Raw genomic sequence first — 17609 nt, forward strand, 5'->3', positions numbered from 1 at the left:
TGGCGCGTCTGCTGATGCGGTGGCCCTACCGCTCCGTACCGCAGTAGGGCTCGTCGCAGAAGTTTTCATAGCAATTGACCATCCCGTCGATGGTGCACTTGAAGTTTCCTTCCTCGGAAGCTGATGGTTTGCAGTACGACTGGGCCGCCCAGCGAATCTCGGTTTTCAGGCCACCACCACAAAATTCAGATGCCTGGTTCATGAGGTGTGTCTGGGCAAGATCTACCGCGAGCTCGCGGTTGAAGAACTGGCCTGATGTACCGGTGAACGGATAATCACGCCCGGCGCCTACATATCGGTTGGGTTTCTCCTCGGCTTGCGCCGGTTTTTCTTCAGCAGGGGCGGCCACAACGACGCTTGTGGCATCGCCGGTGCTGGCAGTGTCAGTCCTGGGTGTCGCGTCCGCGCGGCTGGGGCCAGGGCGGGGGCTGGTTGGGTCGTACTGCTTTTTCTCTGGCGTTGTATGCCGCTCCCGCTGGGTGTTGCGGATGATCTTCTGGATTTGCTGTTGCTGCGCCTTGATGGACTCATTGCGGCTCTGGATGCTGTTGAGGGTATTGTTCCATTGCTGCTGACCGAAGACTTCCAGATCGCGGTTACGTGCATCCAGCCTGTCGGCGAGCTCCAGGTTGTCGTAGGCGGACTCGAGACCTTCAATAGCGTCATTGATTGTTCCGATCACATTATCGATCGTTCTCTCGGGGCGTCGAACCTGATGACGTTCAGTCTTGCTGGAACGCTCCCACAGCATTTCCTCGCGGGTGCTGAGATAGTCATATTTTGCTTCCAGGGGTGCAGGGTCGTAGCTCTCCAGGACCTTCGAGTTGCATTCGATGTAGTGGGTGTTTACTCGAATAACGGTGTTTGCGATGCTGCGGCGGTCGCCTGATATTTCCCGCGTATTGGCCCTGTTCGTCGGACATCCTGCTTTCGCGGCCTGATAGGCAAATGTCAGGGGCTTGTATTCGACCTCGGTAAATTGGCGGTACAGTTCGTCATACCTTTTAGCGTTGGCAACATCGCTGGTCAGACCGCTGACTTGTTCGGCCAGCAGCGATTGTTCCTGCATCGCTTCCGGGCCGGTGTATACGGTCACTGAAGGTCTGGATTTGAGGTACTGGGCCTCTTTGGGAGTATTGATAAAAATCAGACGGTCCAGGGGCCTGCTTGCCATGGTCTTCTGCACCTGCTCGCGCAGGTAAGCAATGCTGGCAGGGTTGAGTTCATCCAGCGGCATTGTGGTAAAGCAGTCATAGCAATATTGCCAATCGGTGACGACCGCACCATTGGTCACTTTTGCTGGCGTCCGGGCTGGCAGGTTGTTGATCCGCGGGGTTGCATTGGAAATGTACTTGCCCTGTGCCAGTAGCTCCTGTGCGGTGATTGCCTTGAGTGGTTGGATGACGTACCGGTAGAGCGGAATCAACTGGTCCGTTTTGCTGAATTCTATCCAGGCGAGAAGGACCGGCGTGTCGCCGGAGATCAGCTCCGCGTCACTTGCGAGCTGATTCGAGCGGGTGTAGTGGGTGGACGCATAGGTGGCCAGTAGCAGCGTCCGGTCGGTGCTCGGGTCGAGCCTTTCCCATTGGTCTACAGAGGGGTCGCGATTTTCGTAGGCTGACCAGGCGAACTGCCTGGCATTTATTGAGCACCCCGTGAGGCCAATAACAATCGACGCGAGTATAACCAGGCAGATACAGTTCCGGATTGGTCTGGGTGCGTACTTCATGGCACGTCCTTTTGTCAGCGAATGTTCCTTGTTCAAAAACCCTAACGTTCATCGCAGAGCGAGGCAAGTTCCTAGCTGCGTTTTTTTGACCAGGTTGATCACGCTGAGCTTCGCCAGCAGCCGCCCATTAAAGAGGCGGCGCGGTGAGCAAGACTGCGCCAAAACATCAGGAAACACAGTGATTGTTGCTTGAGGGCCATTTGCCACTGTTCTATTGTGAGAAGACTATTATAAAAACTGTCAGGCCCGGCTCGGATGCCTGTCGAATCGTCGATGCTACTTCGGCTTTTGAGAATAGAGTGTCTTATGACTCAAGGACCTCCTGTACCAGTCAACGAGCCGCAACGGCTTATACGGATCAATGAGCTATCCCTTCTGGAATGCTCTTCGGATCCTGTATTCGAGCGCATTGTGGAGTTGGCTGCGGCCTCCTTTCAGGTCCCGATCGCGCTGATTTCTGCGGTCGAAGAGAAGCGTCAGTTTTTTTGTGCAAGCGTTGGGGTCGATACGCGCGAGATGCCCCGTATGGACTCGTTCTGCGCCTACACGATTCTTGCCGATGAGCCTTTTCAGGTTCCCGATGCCCTGTCCGATCCGCGGTTTGCCAGCAACCCCCTTGTGACCCACGAGCCAAACGTGCGCTTCTATGCTGGCGTACCGCTGACTACTCCGGATGGCCTTGGTCTGGGCAGCGTGTGCATTATCGATAGCCAGCCGCGACCGGCGCTTGACGCGCGTGAGCTGACATTGCTTCAGAACCTGGCTGGGCTGGTCATGCAGCGCATATTGAGCTTGCGCGATGCGGCCGTCGTCGACCAGCAAACGGGGCTATTCAATCGCGTGATGCTGGAACAGAAGGTCCGTTCGACCGCCGGTACTGGCAAGGGCTGCACTGTGGCCGCTGTGGACGTCATCCCGCCGCTGTTTCTCAACGATATCGTCAAGGCGCTGGGCTACAAGTTCTCCGACGATCTGATTCTGACCATCAAAAAGCGGCTGCAAGCCCTGTTACCACACGGTTGCACCCTATACAAAATAAGCCCGACGCGCTTTGGCTTTCTTCTGGATGAAGTTCAGGCCGAGGTTGGGCCTTCTTTGTTTCAGTCCATCCTGGATGACCTGGCCATGCCGGTGAACAGCAACGGCATCCCGATACAGTTGCAGGTAGGGATTGGTGTGGTGCCTATCCAGCCCGACCAGGCCAAAGACCAGGACTGGCTCCGTCTGGTCATCAGTTCTTCCGACGATGCGAGGGTTCGCCAGATCGGCTGGCAGTGGTACGACAAAAGCCTGGACGATGCCCAGCAGAGAGCCTTCATGTTGCTCTCGGCCATGACCGGGGCGCTGCAGTCCGATGACCAGCTTTATCTCGTGTATCAGCCGCGCATTGATCTGGCTTCAGGGCAATGCGAGTCGGTTTAGGCCCTGTTGCGCTGGACGCACCCGGTGCTTGGTCCGATCGGACCGGGTGAATTCATCCCCCTGGCCGAGAAAACCGCATTGATTGGCCCTATTACCATGAGAGTTCTGCATGCTGCGGTCAGCCAGGTTGCTGCCTGGCAATCCCAGGGGCTTAACGTCAAGGTGGGGATCAATATTTCGGCTACGGACCTGGAAAGCAGCGCCTTTGTCGACGAGCTTGCCATGCTGCTTGAGCGCAGACGTATCAACGCATCCAGTCTGGAGCTGGAATTTACTGAAACGGCGCTGATAAACAAACCCCAGGCGGTGCGCGAGCAATTGGACAGGATCAGCACGTTGGGCATCAAGATCGCGATCGACGATTTTGGTAGCGGCTACAGTAACTGGACCTACCTGCGGGAGCTGCCCGCGACTACGGTCAAGATTGATCAGACGTTCATGTACGAGTTGCACACCGATGAGAAAAACAAACCGCTGGTGCAGGCGGTCATCGAGTTGGCGTCCCGGCTTGGCTACCGGGTGGTAGCCGAGGGCATAGAAGACGCCGCGACGCTCGAGCTATTGCAGAGTTGGGGCTGCCATGCAGGGCAGGGATATCAAATAGGCAGGCCGATGTTGCCTGACAGGTTGGTCGACTGGCTTGCCGGACGGCCCTCCTGATTTGTTGTCATGCAATCCCTGGCTTGACCCGGTTTTGACGCCACACCAGTGCGATCAATACGGCTGATGCCAGGCCACCGATCAGCGTCGTCATCGGCCCCGGGAAGCTGAACGCAAAGCCTGCGGCGATCATTGGCAGGCGCTGCCAGGATTTGACCAATCCCGCGCCCAGGAGATAGCCCTCCAGGCCGCCCGAGATCAGCATGATGCCGACGATAATCGAGGGCAGGACGTAAAGCAGCGGTGTCAGGTCGCCTTGCAGCAGCAGGGCAGGCTGGAACAGGAAAAACAGCGGGACGAAGTAGATGACCACACCCAGGCGCATGGCGGTGAATGAGGTGCGCATGGGCTTGGCACCGGCAATGGTACCCGCCAGAAAGGCCGCCGCGCCGACCGGCGGCGTGATCACCGAGAGCATGGCGTAGTAGACGATAAAGAAGTGCACGGCGATGGTGTTGAGCCCGCCCACCTCAATAATGGCCGGCGCCAGGGTAACCGCCAGGAAGATATAGGCGACGATGGCCAGCCCGCCCAGGCCCACCAGGCCTGAAGTGACCGAGCCGGTGACGCCAGTAATGGTCAGGGCACCGACTACAAAGGCGATCGGCAGGATGATGGCGGCGGTCTGGGTGATGAGTACGCCGATCTGCCGTATGGCGCTGTACAGCCGGGCGGGGGTCAAGCGGGTTTCCTTGCGCAGGAATGACAGCCCGATCATCAGGATGCAGGCATACCACGGCGTGTAGTACTCCCAGCGCATGTACAGCAGCCCCCACATCAGGAACGCCATAACAAACAGGAATGGCCAGCCGCGCATCATCACTTTGCGCGTCGAGGGCAGCTCCTCTGCCGGCATGCCCTTGATGCCGGTGCGAGCGGCATAACCGTCCACCTGCAGCAGCAGGCCGAAGTAGAACAACAGCGACGGCAGGATGGCGGCGATCATGATGGTGGCGTAATCCACGCCAATGGTAATCGCCATTACAAAGGCGATAGCGCCCATTACCGGCGGCATGACCACGCCACCGGTCGAGGCGCAGGCTTCGATGGCGCCGGCGTAATGGGCCGGGTAACCGGCTTTTTTCATGGTCGGGATGGTGATTGAACCGGTACCGGCGATGTTGGAGAAGATCGAACCGGACAGGCTGCCCATAAAGGCACTGGCCACCACCGCCACCTTTGCCGGGCCGCCGCGGTAGCGGCCGAAGCCGGCATTGGCCAGGTCAATAAAGAAGGCGCCGGCGCCGGTCGCCAGCAATATGCCGGCGAAGACCAGAAAGCCCAGGATGATCTCGGCGACGATCTTGGTGGTGATGCCCATCATGCCTTCGGCGCGAAAGACGTAGGATTCGATCATATGATCGAACCGGTAGGGCACCCCCATGGAAAGCCCTGGGAAGTGGTCTGCTACCAGCGGATAGAGCCCGATCAGCAACACCACCAGCAGGAAGGGGGTGCCGCCGCTGCGCCGGGCCAGCTCCATCATCAACAGCCAGATTAAAATGCCCAGGTACAGATTGCTCCAGCCGGCCTGGACCATGTCCCAGGCGTTGTTGGCGAAGTAGAAGCTCGCGGCCAGTACGATAATGGCGGCCACTATGTCGTAGAGGGGTACCTTTGATTGGCCGGATTTGGCTGGTAGCGCGAGAAAGGCCGCGGCGCCGAAGAAGCCGATAAAGATCCAGTAGTACTCCCCTTCGAGCAACCGGCGGCCATCCCATGAGAAGCCGAATATATAGGCAATGCCGGAGACCAGCCCACATACGCTCAGTACGACAAAAGCAATGCTCTGCCACGAGTAGGCTTCACCCAGCCGCGTCACCTCGTTGCCCGGTGCCGCTTCTTCCGCGGTAATCACGTCGGTTTTCATGGGAATCCCTTTAGCTTTTTATTATGCGTCTGGTGTCACAGACGGGTACGGAAGCCTTCCAGCCCCTGTGTATGCTTCTGCACAATGGCCATGAATTGTTCGTCCTTGGCGTCTGGCTTGATCCCGCTTGCCTGAGCCTCGGCCAGGGCTGCCGTTCGCGCGGCCATCCAGCTATCCACTTTCTCGATAGCCTGCTGGTTCCGCCTTTCGTCTTCCTCGGTCCAGACGTTTATTTCCCTGAGGTAACGCACCGTGCCCCCATGAACAGGGAGCGGTGAGCGATCCAGATATTCCCTGAATACCTCCAGGCTCATGCGCGTGGACAGGGGGTGCGAGCCCTTATAGCGGTCGTAGGATTGGTGAAACCATTTGGCCATGCGATAGGCGAAGGCTTCATCTGCATCTGCCGGGGCGGCGTAGAGAAAGTTGGAGGCCAGGCCGTCGACGCCTTTGGCAGACGAGACGCCCATGGTGATGGTGCCGGGCATGACCATGGGTCGGTGTTCGAGAAAGCCAGCCCAGGCCTCGGTATTGTCCAGATCCATGGGCAGCCAGCGAATGCCGCCGGGTGCGCCTTCCATCTCGGCCATCACTGAACTGATCGAGGCGCAGTAGGCCACGTCGGCGCGGCCTTCCACCACGGTGCGGCAGTTCTCGACGTAGCTGCTGGCGGGCACAAAGGTGAAGTGTGCGGCGCCTTCTTCTCTGCTCATGCCAAGGTAGGCGGGCAGACCATCCCTGACGGCTGCAATCATGGGCGGGGAGAATTGCCCCTGAGCGATCCGCAGGCCATCCTGCTTGAGATCATCCATGGTGTGCAGGTCTGAGTCGCCGGATACGACGAAGCTCCAGGGGGTGTCGTTATGGTGCCAGACCACACGCTGCGGCACAGGTGCCATGGTCGCGTAGTGGCCAATGCCTTGAAGCTGGAAACGCAGCTCAGCGGTTGATACGGAACTCAGCGTCAAATCGCGCCGCTCAGTGAGGCGCTTGTGACGCTGGACCTCGCTGTCCTCGGGCACGACGCGCACGTTGACGCCCAGGTCCTTTTGCAGAATCGGGCCCCAGCCATTGGTTGACGCAAAGCTGCCGCTGGAGGTGCCGGGCGTGCCGATCACCAGCAGGTTTGGCAGGACGTTGTCATCCCCACCCCCGTCAGCGAGGCTGGCCGGGCTGAATACAAGCGCGCCTGCAAGTGACAGGCTGATACCCAGCAGGGCGTTCAGCGGTGTGACCTTCATTGAGCTTTCTCCGAGCCTGTTATTTTTATCGTGATAACGCTGCCGTGCTTTTCCCTACTGTTGCAGATCAAGCTAAGGGCCGTGCAGCTCGCCTGTCAACACAGCGGAGCGGCCATGCTGGTTGCACAAGAGCCCTTTTTATCCCTCGCGCAAAAGCATTGCCTGATTCAGCTTCAACGCCCGCAGCGTTGGCAGTAGCCCGCCCAGCAGCGCCAGTGCACTCACTGCTGCCGCTACCAGGGCGCCCAGCCACCACAGGTCACCTGCGGGCAGCTTCAGCAAGGTGGCGGCCAGGGGCAGCGCAATCAGCGCGCCGAGGGCGGTCGCAAACAAGGTTGATAGCAAGGTCAGCAGACCGGTTTCCAAGAGCATGGCGGAGCGAATGGCCGGGTGCCGGGCGCCGAGGATATGCAGCAGGTTGGCCTCATACAGCTGGCGCCGCCGGCTGACGCTGACCACGCTAGAGAGCACCAGCAGACTGGCGGTAAGGCTGACGAGGGCAACCGCGGCGAGTCCGGCGGTGGCCTTGCCGAGCAGGTCGCCTGCGGTTTCCAGCCAGTCGGCTGTGCGCAGGGTGATGACATTGGGTATGTTGCGCGCCAGCCATTGCTGGGATGCCTTGGCGGCGGGGTCGCTTTGGTAAACCACGCCTACGTAGCGGCCGATCAGGTCATCCAGGGCGCCGTCCTGCAGAACGCCTTCAAACCAGAACCGGGTTTGCAGGCCTTTCTGGCGGTAGATCGCCTTGATCGCTACGGGGATGGTCTGGCCTTCGACCATAAACTCGATCTGGTCGCCCACGGTCAGACCCAGCTGGTTGGCTTCGCGGTCTTCCATGGCCATGAAGGCGGGCTGGCCTTCGGGTGCAGGGGCTGTCCACCAGCTGCCAGATACCAGCTCCAGGTCTTCGGGGTTGCCGGAAAGGTAGCTGAGTTTGTATTCATCACCCATGGCTTCGCGTCTGGCTTGCGAGTTGTCTGCCAGCACCTCGGTGATGGGTTGTTGGTTGATGGCTGCCAGGCGGCCGCGTACCAGGGGCAGCAGTTCTATCTCGCTGGACGGGTCCAGTGACTGCAGGCCGGTTTCCAGGGATTCGATCTGGTCAGGTAACACCTCATAAAGGATCAGGGCAGGTGCTTCGGCGGGTATGGTGGATTCCAGTGCGCGCAGCAGGGTGCCGACCAGCAGGGTACAGGCGACTACCAGTGTCAGTGCTGTACCCAGGGAGAGCAGGGTAGCCCTTAGCGGTGAATCGGGGCGGTGGAGGTTGGCCAGGGCCAGACGCCTGGCGAAGTTGCGATCGGCAAAACCGCTGTTTTCCAATGCTCGGGCGGTGTACTGCAGGCCTTTGATCAGGGCTTCCAGCAGACCCCAGAGCACCACCAGGGCGAGCAGGAACAGGAACCCGAGTTGCGAAGAGGGCAGCCAGAGCAGCAGTGCCGCGATGTACACAGCCAGTAAACCATAGCTGGCGATGCGCCAACTACGCGGCTCATGGCTGGCAGCCTGTACCTTGCCGCGAAACAGCCCGGCGGGTGAGGCGGCCAAGGCCTTTGCCAGTGCCGGTAGGGCAAAGACGTAAGCGGTCAGCACGGCGAACAGCCAGCTCAGAAGCAGCGGCGGAATCCACAGGGACAACCACTGGCCTGCACTGCTGGCTTCGGCCACGTCAAAGGTGTCGCCGGCCAGACTCAGGGCCAGGGTAGAAAGCCCCAGGCCGACGGCGCCGCCAACGAGGCCGGCAATGCTGCCGAGTATGCCGATCTGCAGCAGGTAGATACCCACCAGTGGTTTGCGCCGCAGGCCCAGGGTTTGCAGTGTGGCAATGGTGCCGAGTTTTTCATCAAGGTAGGCATGGATGCTGTTAGCGACGCCCAGGCCGCCAATAAAGAGTGTGGTGAAGGCGATCAGGATCAGCGCGGTGGCAATCTGGTTCAGCCGTTCGGCCAGCCGCTCACTGCGCTCGGCAAAGGTGGTGGTGTCCCAGCGAGTATCGGGAAAGGCCTGCTCGAATTCATCCAGCCAGAGGGTCAGATCGCGGTCGGTCTGTACCCGGTATTCGTAGTCCACCCGCGCACCTGGCCCCAGCAGTTGTGCGGCTTGCAGCGCCTCGTCGGAAATCATGATCGGCAGGCCACGCCAATTGGCATTCAGGCTGCGGTCGGCCTGGGTCTGGATCAGTCCGCTGATGCGAAAACTCGCAGCACCAATCTCGATCTGGTCGCCAATGCCCTGGCCCAGGCGTTCGGCCAAGAGCGGATCAATAACGGCACCCCAGACATCATTCTGTTGGGCGGTGAGCTCGGCCAAGGGTTGGTCTGGCATCAGCTGTAACTGGCCATACAAGGGGTAGGCAGCATCGGGTATCAGTATTGCGGCACGCATGAAGTTCATGTCGCCGTCTGCGCTGGTGCCGCTTACCATAGTGTCCAGCTCGCGTACTAATGAAAGCTGGCCGCTGGCACGAATCCACGCCTGTACCTCATCGGGCAGGGGTTCGCTGGCATCCAGCTCAACGTCACCGCCGAGTAGTGCGCGGGTATCCGCCAGCAGGCTTTGCTCGACCACCCGGTAAAGGCTGGCGGTGGCTGCCACCAGGGTGACGCCGAGTATCAGACACGCGAGAAAGACCTTGAGTACGGAGAGGCGTGAGCTCAGGTCAGCGACCGCGAACTTGAATATCCATGCCGGTTTGGTAGGTGTATCAGAGCGCATGCAAACGCCCTGCATCCATTCTGACCCGATGCTGGCAGCGTTCGGCTACCCGCTCGTCGTGGGTGACCAGTATCAACGTGGATTTGCTTTGCCTGTGCAGGTCGAATAATAGCGACAGCACCTTTTCGCCGGTTTGCTGATCCAGGTTGCCGGTGGGCTCGTCGCCCAGCAGCAGACTCGGTTGATGTACCAATGCCCGGGCAATCGCCACGCGCTGCTGCTCGCCACCGGAGAGCTGCGTGGGGTAATGCTGCAAGCGGTGACTCAGCCCGACGGCCTCCAGCATGGTTGTGGCGCGTTCGCGGGCATTGGCCTGGCCGGCAATTTCCAGCGGCAGGCTGACGTTGCCCAGCGCACTGAGGCCCGGCAGCAAATGGAAAGACTGGAAAATGATACCCAGGTGCTCGCTGCGCCAGTCGGCCAGCGCATTGGAATCCATGTCGCCGAGACGCTGACTGCCCACCAGGATCTCTCCCTGGTTGGGGCGTTCGAGCCCCGAAAGCAGCAGCAGAAGGGAGGTCTTGCCGCTGCCCGAGGGGCCGGTTATCGCCAGTGACTCACCGGGTGGAACCGTGAGCGAGGCATCGCTGAGCACCGCGACGGACCCCGATTCGGTGGGGTAGGTGAGGTGAATGCCGCTCATTTGCACGCTGGTGGACACTGGGGCTCCTTGGCTCGGTCAAAATCAGCTGACACTATGCCATGCCCACTGCAAGCCCGACGATCCGCAGACACCATTGGCAACACTCTGCCGGGGTTCAGCTTGTGCTGTTCGGAACCTCAGCAGAGGGCGTTGAGATCGTTTCAGGTTCTCCGACCGCCCACTCCTTGGGGAAGCGGCGGATTAGCAGCGTCAGACCAAAGCCGACAGACAAAACCAGGAAGGTAAAGCTGAAAGCAGCTGTAAAGCCCCCGGTGGTTTCGATCAGCCAACCGGCGATGGCTGGGCCGAGGAACTGGCCGACCGCAAAGAACAAAGTGGAGAAGCTGAAGGCGATGGGAATATAGCGCGGGCCGACCTGGTCGGTGGCACTCGTCTGGATCATCGCAAACAGGCCGTTGATGGATAGGCCCATTATTAGAAAATGGCAGAAGAAATAGGGCAGGGTCTGATCGATAATCGGCAGGCCCATCGCCGTAATAACCAGAAAAAAGCATGCTCCAAGCGCGTTGCCTCGACCCCAGAAGTCGGATATCCAGCCCCAGATAGGACCCGCAGCAATCGATAGCAGCCCGGTCATGGCCATGAAGCTGCCAGCAACGGCCTCGCTGTGCCCGCTTTCGACCATGAAACTGATCATGAACACGGCCTGGATGATGTAACCCAGGCCGATGATGCCGTAGGTGCAGGACACTATGAGTACCCGCGGATTGCGATAGATCCGCCACTTCTCGTCGGCAGGCACGCCGGTGTTACTGCTGTTGGTGCGCGGGGGGTTGCGTACAAACAGGCCGATCATGCTGGCTACAATAAGGGCAGTGGCGGCAAACACGCCCCAGCTTACCCGCCAGCCCTGATCGCCGAATACGCTGAACAGCCAAGGCACCAGTACGCCGGTGACCAGGGCGCTGAGCCCCACGCCACTGGTCATGAAACCGATGACCAGTCCGCGTTTGTCCGGAAACCAGGTGGCTAGCAGTGCCACCATGGGCGCAAATGCAAAGGCAGTGCCGAACCCCAGCAATCCCATGAGCCCGAGGACCAGCCAGAAATGGGTCGCCAGAGCCAGGCCGACAAAACCTACCGACACTGTGAGCATGCCAAACAGGATCGAGGCCTTCGCACCCCAGCGCGCCGCCGCCAAACCACCGGCCAGCACAAAGCAGACGTAACACAGAGCGGTCACCGTACTGAGAATGCCGGCCTGCTGGTAGGACAGCCCCAGGTCTGCGCGCATGGCTGGAAGGATGATGCCATAGGCCAGACGGGCAAAACCGATCACCACCAGGGATGTGAGGGTGCCACACAGCACGGTAATCACCATGTTGGGGCGGTTGGTATTCTGGGACATCTTGATTCTCGCGTAGTTTGGCTTGCTGACACAGGCATTTGGCAGCCGCGCAGATTACCAGTTATTGGCTCACCGGACCGACTCAGGGGCGACACTCTTCCAGATAAGACTGATCAATGATATTGCCAATACGACAAACAGTGCGCTGGCGTGCAAGGACATGGCCCCGAACGCGTCAAGCGCATGCACGGTGAGGCCGGAGATCGATACCCAGAGCATCGGGATGATGGCGGCGGCCCAAAGAGCCAGGCCGCGAAGCAGAACGATCACCAGTCCCAGGGTGGCAATGGCGGTGGGGTCGGCATGGATGCCGAACACTTCTGCCTGGTACCAGGAACCCCCGGTCAAGGGGGCCAAGAGCGGCAGAATGATCAGGCCGAAGAGGCTGACCGCCACGCCAATCATGATCGGTGGGCTGGTGCGACGCGCTGCTTTATCCAGGCCGAGCCCGGTGAGGGCAATCAATGCCAGCAACACGGCCTGGGCAATAAAGGCGTAGCCGACATAGCTCCCCGCCCAGTTGAGATTGGCATAGCGCTGGAAAAAGAAAGCGATGGCCACGAAGACCAATACGGGTGCGGGTAGCAGGCACGCAAGCCGCGTGCGGTTACGCAATGCCAACACCAGCGCAGCTGCTCCCATGGCCAGTGTCAGCAAGTGCAGGGGCCAAAAGGTCTCGCCCATGCGCTCGAGTAGTCGAAAGTAGACATCCGCGGTGAAGGGAATGAAGTCCTGCAGCTGGTAGCTTGTCCAGTCGTTCATAGCGACGCTATATAGCTCACCATCCGTTGTCGGGCATCGGGTGAGGGCATGGGAGCGTGGCCGGCGCGCATGTTTTCGTGCATGTGCGCGATCTGCGTGGTCGCGGGGATGGCGCAGGTAATAGCCGGGTGGCTGACAATAAACTTCAGCAGAAAATCAGCCCAGGTGTCGCAGCCGCATTCCGCTTTTGCCCAATCGGGCAAGGGCTGGTTACGCCGCTTGAGACCCTTGATCAGGCTCCCGCCATCGTAGGGTCGGTTGGCGATCACGCCAATGCTCCGTTCCTCTGCCAGGGGCAGGAGCCGCTCTTCCGCTTCGCGGTGGGTAATATTGTAGGTGAGCTGAATAAAGTCGATGTCCTCCGAGGTCATGATCTGCTCGACATCACGGTGGCGCCGCCCGTGGGAAGTGGTAATGCCCACATACCCGATCTTGCCCTCGGCTTTCATCGCCTGCAGGTCTGTCAGGTGCGCGCGCCAGTCGGTAAGGTTGTGTACCTGCACTAGATCAAAGTGCCCGACACTCCAGCGGTCTTGCAGCTCGGCCACCTGCTCGCGGGCTGATCCTCCTGCCGGGCTCCAGACCTTCTCCGCAGAGAACAGGCTGTCGGGGGTGCCCAGTTGCTCTAATGCATAGCCCATTACATCAGGCGCCGAGCCGTACATGGGCGAGGAGTCGACCAGCCCACCGCCGGCTTCGAAAAAAGCCTTCACCACCTCTGTGCGGGCATCGAGCAGCTGTGGATCGTTGCCAATATTGAAGCTGCGCCAGGTACCCATGCCGATGACCGGCAGCTTTTTATCAGTACCGGCGAAGGTCTTTTGCCGCAGTCCTGGCGCGCTGGCCAGAATTGAGGCTGATGGCAGCGCCATGGCGGCCAGTGTGGCGCCAATCAGTTTGAGACTTTGTCTGCGTGTGATGCGATGGTTCACGGCGGAGCCCTCCTGATCAGATCATCTCCAACGGTTGTTTGCGCGAAGGCGGCGGATAGGCAGCATCTATTCTGGCTAGATCATCGGCGTCGAGTCTGAGAGTGTCAGCGCCGGCATTCTGCCTGAGATGGTCGAGGTTCACCGCCTTGGGAATGGCGATCACGCCGGGATAGCGCATGACCCATGCCAGTGCTACCTGGGCAGTGGTGGCCGTGTGCTTGTCGGCAATACGCTGCAAGGTCGCATCGCGCAGCAGTGCTCCACCCTGGCCAATCGGGCAGTAAGCCATGAGCGGCATATTCTGCTGCGCCTGCCAATCAATCAGATCGTATTCGATACCCCTTGCTTCGGGGTTGTAGAGCACCTGATTGGTTGCGCAATCGGGGTTGGCCAGCTCTTCCAGATCGGCCTCGTCAAAATTCGACACGCCCCAGCGGCGAATCTTGCCCTGCTCGCGCAATTGCTCGAACGCGGCGACTGTCTCGCTCAGCGGATATTCCCCACGCCAGTGCAACAGGTACAGATCAATCGTGTCTGTCCCCAGTCGGCGCAGGCTGCGTTCGCATGCGGCCTGCACGCCGGTAGTGCTGGCATTGTGCGGATAAACCTTGCTGACCAGATACACCTCATCGCGGCGGCCACGAATGGCTTCAGCGACGATCTCCTCGGCACCGCCTTCGGCATACATCTCTGCGGTATCAATCAGCGTCATGCCCATATCCAGACCTTCACGCAGGGCCCTGACCTCGGCTTGCCTCTGCGCTGCATCTTCGCCCATATGCCAGGTGCCCTGGCCAATGCGCGGTACGCTTACTCCGCCTAATGTGATTGTCTGCACGCTGGGACTCCTTAAATGGATGGTCTGATTATCGTTTGCGCCCCTTGACCAACACTTTCTGCAAGGCGGCGATGTCTTTGCTGGCCTGAAATACGGACAGATCAGGCTCGGCCTGGCCACTGCGGCCCAGCCGGTCGATCTGGGCGTAGTACCAGTATTGCACCGCAAAGGTGGCCATGGCTCTCAGAGCCTTGAGCTTGCCGAGAAACGCCAGCCAGCTGGGGAACAGGGCCAGCTGGTTTTCATAACGGGGCAGCTCTTCGAGACCGGCGAGCAACTGCGCGGGGGCGTCGGTCATGACGCACATGGGGCGACCCAGGCCGATCAGATCGGCACCGCCGCTTTCCAGAGCCTGCTGCATGACCTCTTTCCTGCGGAAACCACCGGTGACCATCAGTGGTACCGACACCTTGGCACGCATGGCCAGCGCAAAATCCACGAAATAGGCTTCGCGCTGCTGGGTGGACTGAGCCACGGCCTGCGGCTCCGCCGCTTCAATACCTTCGACCCCGAGCAGCTTGGGTTGTTCATAGGTGCCGCCGGAAATCTCGATCAGATCGACCCCGGCCTTTTCCAGCCACGCCACTACCTGGAGGCTGTCGTCGAAGTCAAAGCCGCCTTTCTGGAAGTCGGCACTGTTGAGCTTTACTGATACCGGGAACTGCGGGCCAACAGCGGTGCGTACGGCTTCAACAGTATCCATTAGAACGCGCGCGCGGTTCTCCAGTGAGCCGCCGTATTCATCGCTGCGCTGGTTACTGCGCGGACTGAGAAACTGCGACAGCAGGTACCCGTGTGCGGCGTGTATCTGTACCCCGGTGAAACCTGCGTTTTTGACTGCTACGGCGCACTGGGCGAAACGGCGCACGATCTCGCTGATCTCATCTTTTTCCAGCGCGACTGGCTCGCCGAACTGACCACCGGGCAGGCCCAGTTTGACCGGCGATGGCGCCTTGGGATGCGGGTTGATCATCTTCATGGTCTGCCGCCCGGCATGGCTGATCTGCGCCCAGAAGTGGTTGCCGTTGCGTGTGGCGGCTTTTGCCCAGCTACTCAGCGCTGCCTGCATGGCGGCGTCGGGCTCGCGATCTATCACAACATTGCCTGGGCGCTCCAGGTGATCGCGGTCGATCTGGATGTTACCTGACAAAAGCATGCCCGCACCGCCATCGCTCCACAGGCCGTAGAGGCGCTCGAGTTCTGGGGTAGGTACACCATCGGGTGTTGCCAGACCTTCGGTCATGGCGGCCTTGGACAGGCGATTGGGAATGGTGGCACCGCAGGGAAGGCTTAATGGGTCGGCGAGGGATATGGTCATCGGATTCTCTTCTTGTTTTTAGGACTATCTGGAGTGTATCCGGTTTTCGCCCGGCTGTTTTTGTGCGGGATATTTGCGGATTTCGCCTCGCAGAGGGGCCGCTGCTCCCAGCAACGCTGGTGGGCAGTGGAGCAGTACCGGTCCAGGGGCGAGAGTTTGGTCATTTTTTGCATCAAATTGGCAACTTTGTTGTCCAACGCGCACGAGAGCAAGCAATTGGTTTTATCTGTTACATAGGAGATCCCGTCAGCCCCATGATTGATTGGATATTGGCCAACCAGGTCCTTTTTAATGCCGGCGTTAGCGCCCTTACCGTGATCATCTGGGTGATATACGCCCAGCTTCTGTACTTTGGCTTTCGTCGGCAGCGTACGCCGAGAATGCTTATTAATCGGGGCAGGAAGAAGAACCTGGATGCACTGTGCATCATCAGCAACATGAGTCAGGAGGCTATATATGTGGAGTACATCATCGCCACGCTGAAAACTTCGCGCGGGACTGTGATCATGGATGTGACGGATTTTGAGCAGGATCCTACAGAGGAGCGCGAGGACGAGAATGGCAACCGGCAAATGGTCTCGGTAGTACCCCCGGATCTGCGCGAGAACACCCGCCAGGGTCCGCTCCTTTCCGGGGAGTTCATGCATATTGGCACCTTCAAGGAGGTGGTCAAGCGGCTGACGGGGGAGGCGGGCATCCCCATGCGAGGGAGTCTTCCGGATGCGGACATTGAACTGGAGAGTCTGACCATCGAATTGATCGCCCTGTACGGACCGGAACCCCGACCGGTCAATGCAAGACGCAAGTTTAAAATCAAAAGCGATGAGAACAGCGCAACTCTGGTTCCTACATCCTGGCAAACCCAACACGGGATTTCATTTCTGCGCCGTCGACGTCTAAGCAAGATTGTGGATGAAATGAATGAAACCAATTTTTCGATGAGCTCTACCATCCGCTGGGACGATGATTAAGTTCCCTCCACAAGATGCTCGATGGCGTCTTTGATTCGAGTATGTTCGGTCAGTTGGTCGAACAGGCCTGCTACGGACTCTCCGTGGATAAGCCCCAGCAACACCCCCAGTACAGAACCCCTGTGGACGTTGTCTCCGCCGACTTCCGCGTTGGCCTGCAGGGCTCGCAGTGAGTCCTTTTGGTGTTTACACGCAAAGAACAGTACAGCAGGCCATGAATCGCTGATATAGCAGGCCGGCGACAGGGTTCTGCCGACGATCTCGCGTTCAGGGCGTTGGCTATCGACCAGCTTGCTGAGTTCTCGCCGTGGCAAGCCGCGCGTTGCATTCAGGAGCAGCTCCTGCACGGAGGTATCACTGTCGCGAAATAGCAGCCCATCGATCAGATTGACATAGGCGTCACACACCTCGGCCAGCGAAGGGTCCGGGTGCGTCAGTGCCAGGTGCTCCCGGCATAGCCGCCGGGTATCTTCCAGTGTGGTGCCGCGCAGGCGCTCTCCGATCGCTAGCGGTGCGATGGTTACCAGTCCGCCGACAGAAGGGGTGTCATGGGTAACGGCGGCGCATTTCTCCGGTGGTTTTCCGGCCTGGAGATTGGCGAAAAAGCCGCGATGGTAGGATTCGGCGTAGGTATCCGGATGGGCGGGCTCGTCCGCGGTCATCAGGTGGATATACGCCTGCAGAAAGCCGTCGCGATCATAGCGGCCGCTGGATCGGTTCATGACGTCCATCAACGCCAGTACGCAGTGGGCATTGAGCGTGTTGTCACCGGCCTGCATGCCCTGGTGATAATGCATGTTGGGCCGGTTCCAGTACTGGGCTTTACCCTTGAGGATTACATTGCCTACCACTTCGGGTCGACTCTGCCCGCTGGATGTCTTGCGTCCACCACCGTTGGTCGAGTGTAGGGACATGATCGAGGAGGGATGGAATTCTGGCGCCGGATGAAAGGTTCGGACGCCCTCGGGAAAGGCGCTGTCGATATCACTGACGCGATAGAACCAGTGTGCCGGCATGGCCAGGGCGTCACCGATAAACAGGTTCTGCAGAGCCGCGGTGGCTCTGGCGGTTATCATTTTTTCCATGATCAATGCCCTCAAGTGCTATTTCGTTGGAGCATACAGGGTCTGATGCAGGCG

14 protein-coding genes are annotated in these 17609 nt (G+C 59.4%); 3 read left to right on the forward strand and 11 right to left on the reverse strand.

What is annotated here, in order from left to right; all coding sequences use genetic code 11:
• Window positions 1–25 precede the first annotated feature (25 nt).
• Window positions 26–1729 carry a hypothetical protein gene (locus tag AAC076_RS01595; protein ID WP_339842603.1) on the reverse strand — a complete coding sequence of 568 codons (1704 nt, stop codon included), beginning with the start codon at window positions 1727–1729 and terminating at the stop codon, window positions 26–28.
• A gap of 306 nt (window positions 1730–2035) precedes the next feature.
• On the opposite strand from AAC076_RS01595, the gene AAC076_RS01600 reads away from it, so the two are divergent.
• Together AAC076_RS01600 and AAC076_RS01605 are read left to right on the forward strand one after the other, a co-directional pair.
• The gene (locus AAC076_RS01600) at window positions 2036–3151 is read left to right on the forward strand and encodes a GAF domain-containing protein (protein WP_339842604.1); all 1116 of its coding nucleotides are present in this window, start codon (window positions 2036–2038) and stop codon (window positions 3149–3151) included.
• Between the two features lie 6 nt (window positions 3152–3157).
• Window positions 3158–3811: an EAL domain-containing protein gene (locus AAC076_RS01605; protein ID WP_339842605.1), complete on the forward strand. Its 654-nt coding sequence runs from the start codon at window positions 3158–3160 to the stop codon at window positions 3809–3811.
• 7 nt (window positions 3812–3818) lie between these two features.
• Here AAC076_RS01605 and AAC076_RS01610 read toward each other — a convergent pair whose 3' ends face one another.
• The 9 genes from AAC076_RS01610 to AAC076_RS01650 all read right to left on the reverse strand — a co-directional run bounded on the left by AAC076_RS01610 (window position 3819) and on the right by AAC076_RS01650 (window position 15499).
• A complete protein-coding gene (locus tag AAC076_RS01610; RefSeq protein ID WP_339842606.1) occupies window positions 3819–5681 on the reverse strand; it encodes a TRAP transporter fused permease subunit in 1863 nt (620 codons plus the stop codon).
• A gap of 35 nt (window positions 5682–5716) precedes the next feature.
• Window positions 5717–6922, reverse strand: a complete 1206-nt coding sequence (locus AAC076_RS01615; RefSeq protein ID WP_339842607.1) for a TAXI family TRAP transporter solute-binding subunit — start codon at window positions 6920–6922, stop codon at window positions 5717–5719.
• A gap of 138 nt (window positions 6923–7060) precedes the next feature.
• Window positions 7061–9637 (reverse strand): FtsX-like permease family protein, encoded by a 2577-nt coding sequence (locus AAC076_RS01620; RefSeq protein ID WP_339842608.1) that lies wholly within the window; start codon window positions 9635–9637, stop codon window positions 7061–7063.
• The gene (locus AAC076_RS01625; protein ID WP_339842647.1) at window positions 9627–10280 is read right to left on the reverse strand and encodes an ABC transporter ATP-binding protein; all 654 of its coding nucleotides are present in this window, start codon (window positions 10278–10280) and stop codon (window positions 9627–9629) included. The genes AAC076_RS01620 and AAC076_RS01625 overlap by 11 nt, the downstream gene beginning before the upstream one ends.
• A gap of 115 nt (window positions 10281–10395) precedes the next feature.
• Complete coding sequence (locus tag AAC076_RS01630; protein WP_339842609.1) at window positions 10396–11649, reverse strand: MFS transporter; 1254 nt, start codon at window positions 11647–11649, stop codon at window positions 10396–10398.
• Window positions 11650–11718: 69 nt separating this feature from the next.
• Window positions 11719–12411: a DUF6064 family protein gene (locus AAC076_RS01635; RefSeq protein ID WP_339842610.1), complete on the reverse strand. Its 693-nt coding sequence runs from the start codon at window positions 12409–12411 to the stop codon at window positions 11719–11721.
• Complete coding sequence (locus tag AAC076_RS01640; RefSeq protein WP_339842611.1) at window positions 12408–13343, reverse strand: aldo/keto reductase; 936 nt, start codon at window positions 13341–13343, stop codon at window positions 12408–12410. The genes AAC076_RS01635 and AAC076_RS01640 overlap by 4 nt, the downstream gene beginning before the upstream one ends.
• Window positions 13344–13359: 16 nt before the next feature.
• Window positions 13360–14181, reverse strand: coding sequence for an aldo/keto reductase (locus AAC076_RS01645; RefSeq protein WP_339842612.1), 822 nt, complete (start codon window positions 14179–14181; stop codon window positions 13360–13362).
• A 28-nt stretch (window positions 14182–14209) separates the two neighbouring features.
• A complete protein-coding gene (locus AAC076_RS01650; RefSeq protein WP_339842613.1) occupies window positions 14210–15499 on the reverse strand; it encodes an NADH:flavin oxidoreductase/NADH oxidase family protein in 1290 nt (429 codons plus the stop codon).
• 254 nt (window positions 15500–15753) lie between these two features.
• Between AAC076_RS01650 and AAC076_RS01655 the strand changes: the two genes are divergently transcribed.
• Window positions 15754–16470, forward strand: coding sequence for a hypothetical protein (locus AAC076_RS01655; RefSeq protein ID WP_339842614.1), 717 nt, complete (start codon window positions 15754–15756; stop codon window positions 16468–16470).
• Here the strand turns inward: AAC076_RS01655 and AAC076_RS01660 are convergent.
• Window positions 16467–17555: an ADP-ribosylglycohydrolase family protein gene (locus AAC076_RS01660; protein WP_339842615.1), complete on the reverse strand. Its 1089-nt coding sequence runs from the start codon at window positions 17553–17555 to the stop codon at window positions 16467–16469. The two genes, AAC076_RS01655 and AAC076_RS01660, sit on opposite strands and share 4 nt — an antisense overlap.
• Window positions 17556–17609 lie beyond the last annotated feature (54 nt).

This window comes from uncultured Halopseudomonas sp. (genome assembly GCF_963977355.1).
Lineage (GTDB): Bacteria > Pseudomonadota > Gammaproteobacteria > Pseudomonadales > Pseudomonadaceae > Halopseudomonas.

Coding starts and splice junctions, on each gene's coding strand:
- AAC076_RS01595 (WP_339842603.1), bottom strand. CDS start 1,729: ATGAAGTACGCACCCAGACCAATCCGGAACTGTATCTGCCTGGTTATA.
- AAC076_RS01600 (WP_339842604.1), top strand. CDS start 2,036: ATGACTCAAGGACCTCCTGTACCAGTCAACGAGCCGCAACGGCTTATA.
- AAC076_RS01610 (WP_339842606.1), bottom strand. CDS start 5,681: ATGAAAACCGACGTGATTACCGCGGAAGAAGCGGCACCGGGCAACGAG.
- AAC076_RS01615 (WP_339842607.1), bottom strand. CDS start 6,922: ATGAAGGTCACACCGCTGAACGCCCTGCTGGGTATCAGCCTGTCACTT.
- AAC076_RS01620 (WP_339842608.1), bottom strand. CDS start 9,637: ATGCGCTCTGATACACCTACCAAACCGGCATGGATATTCAAGTTCGCG.
- AAC076_RS01625 (WP_339842647.1), bottom strand. CDS start 10,280: ATGAGCGGCATTCACCTCACCTACCCCACCGAATCGGGGTCCGTCGCG.
- AAC076_RS01630 (WP_339842609.1), bottom strand. CDS start 11,649: ATGTCCCAGAATACCAACCGCCCCAACATGGTGATTACCGTGCTGTGT.
- AAC076_RS01635 (WP_339842610.1), bottom strand. CDS start 12,411: ATGAACGACTGGACAAGCTACCAGCTGCAGGACTTCATTCCCTTCACC.
- AAC076_RS01650 (WP_339842613.1), bottom strand. CDS start 15,499: ATGACCATATCCCTCGCCGACCCATTAAGCCTTCCCTGCGGTGCCACC.
- AAC076_RS01655 (WP_339842614.1), top strand. CDS start 15,754: ATGATTGATTGGATATTGGCCAACCAGGTCCTTTTTAATGCCGGCGTT.
- AAC076_RS01660 (WP_339842615.1), bottom strand. CDS start 17,555: ATGGAAAAAATGATAACCGCCAGAGCCACCGCGGCTCTGCAGAACCTG.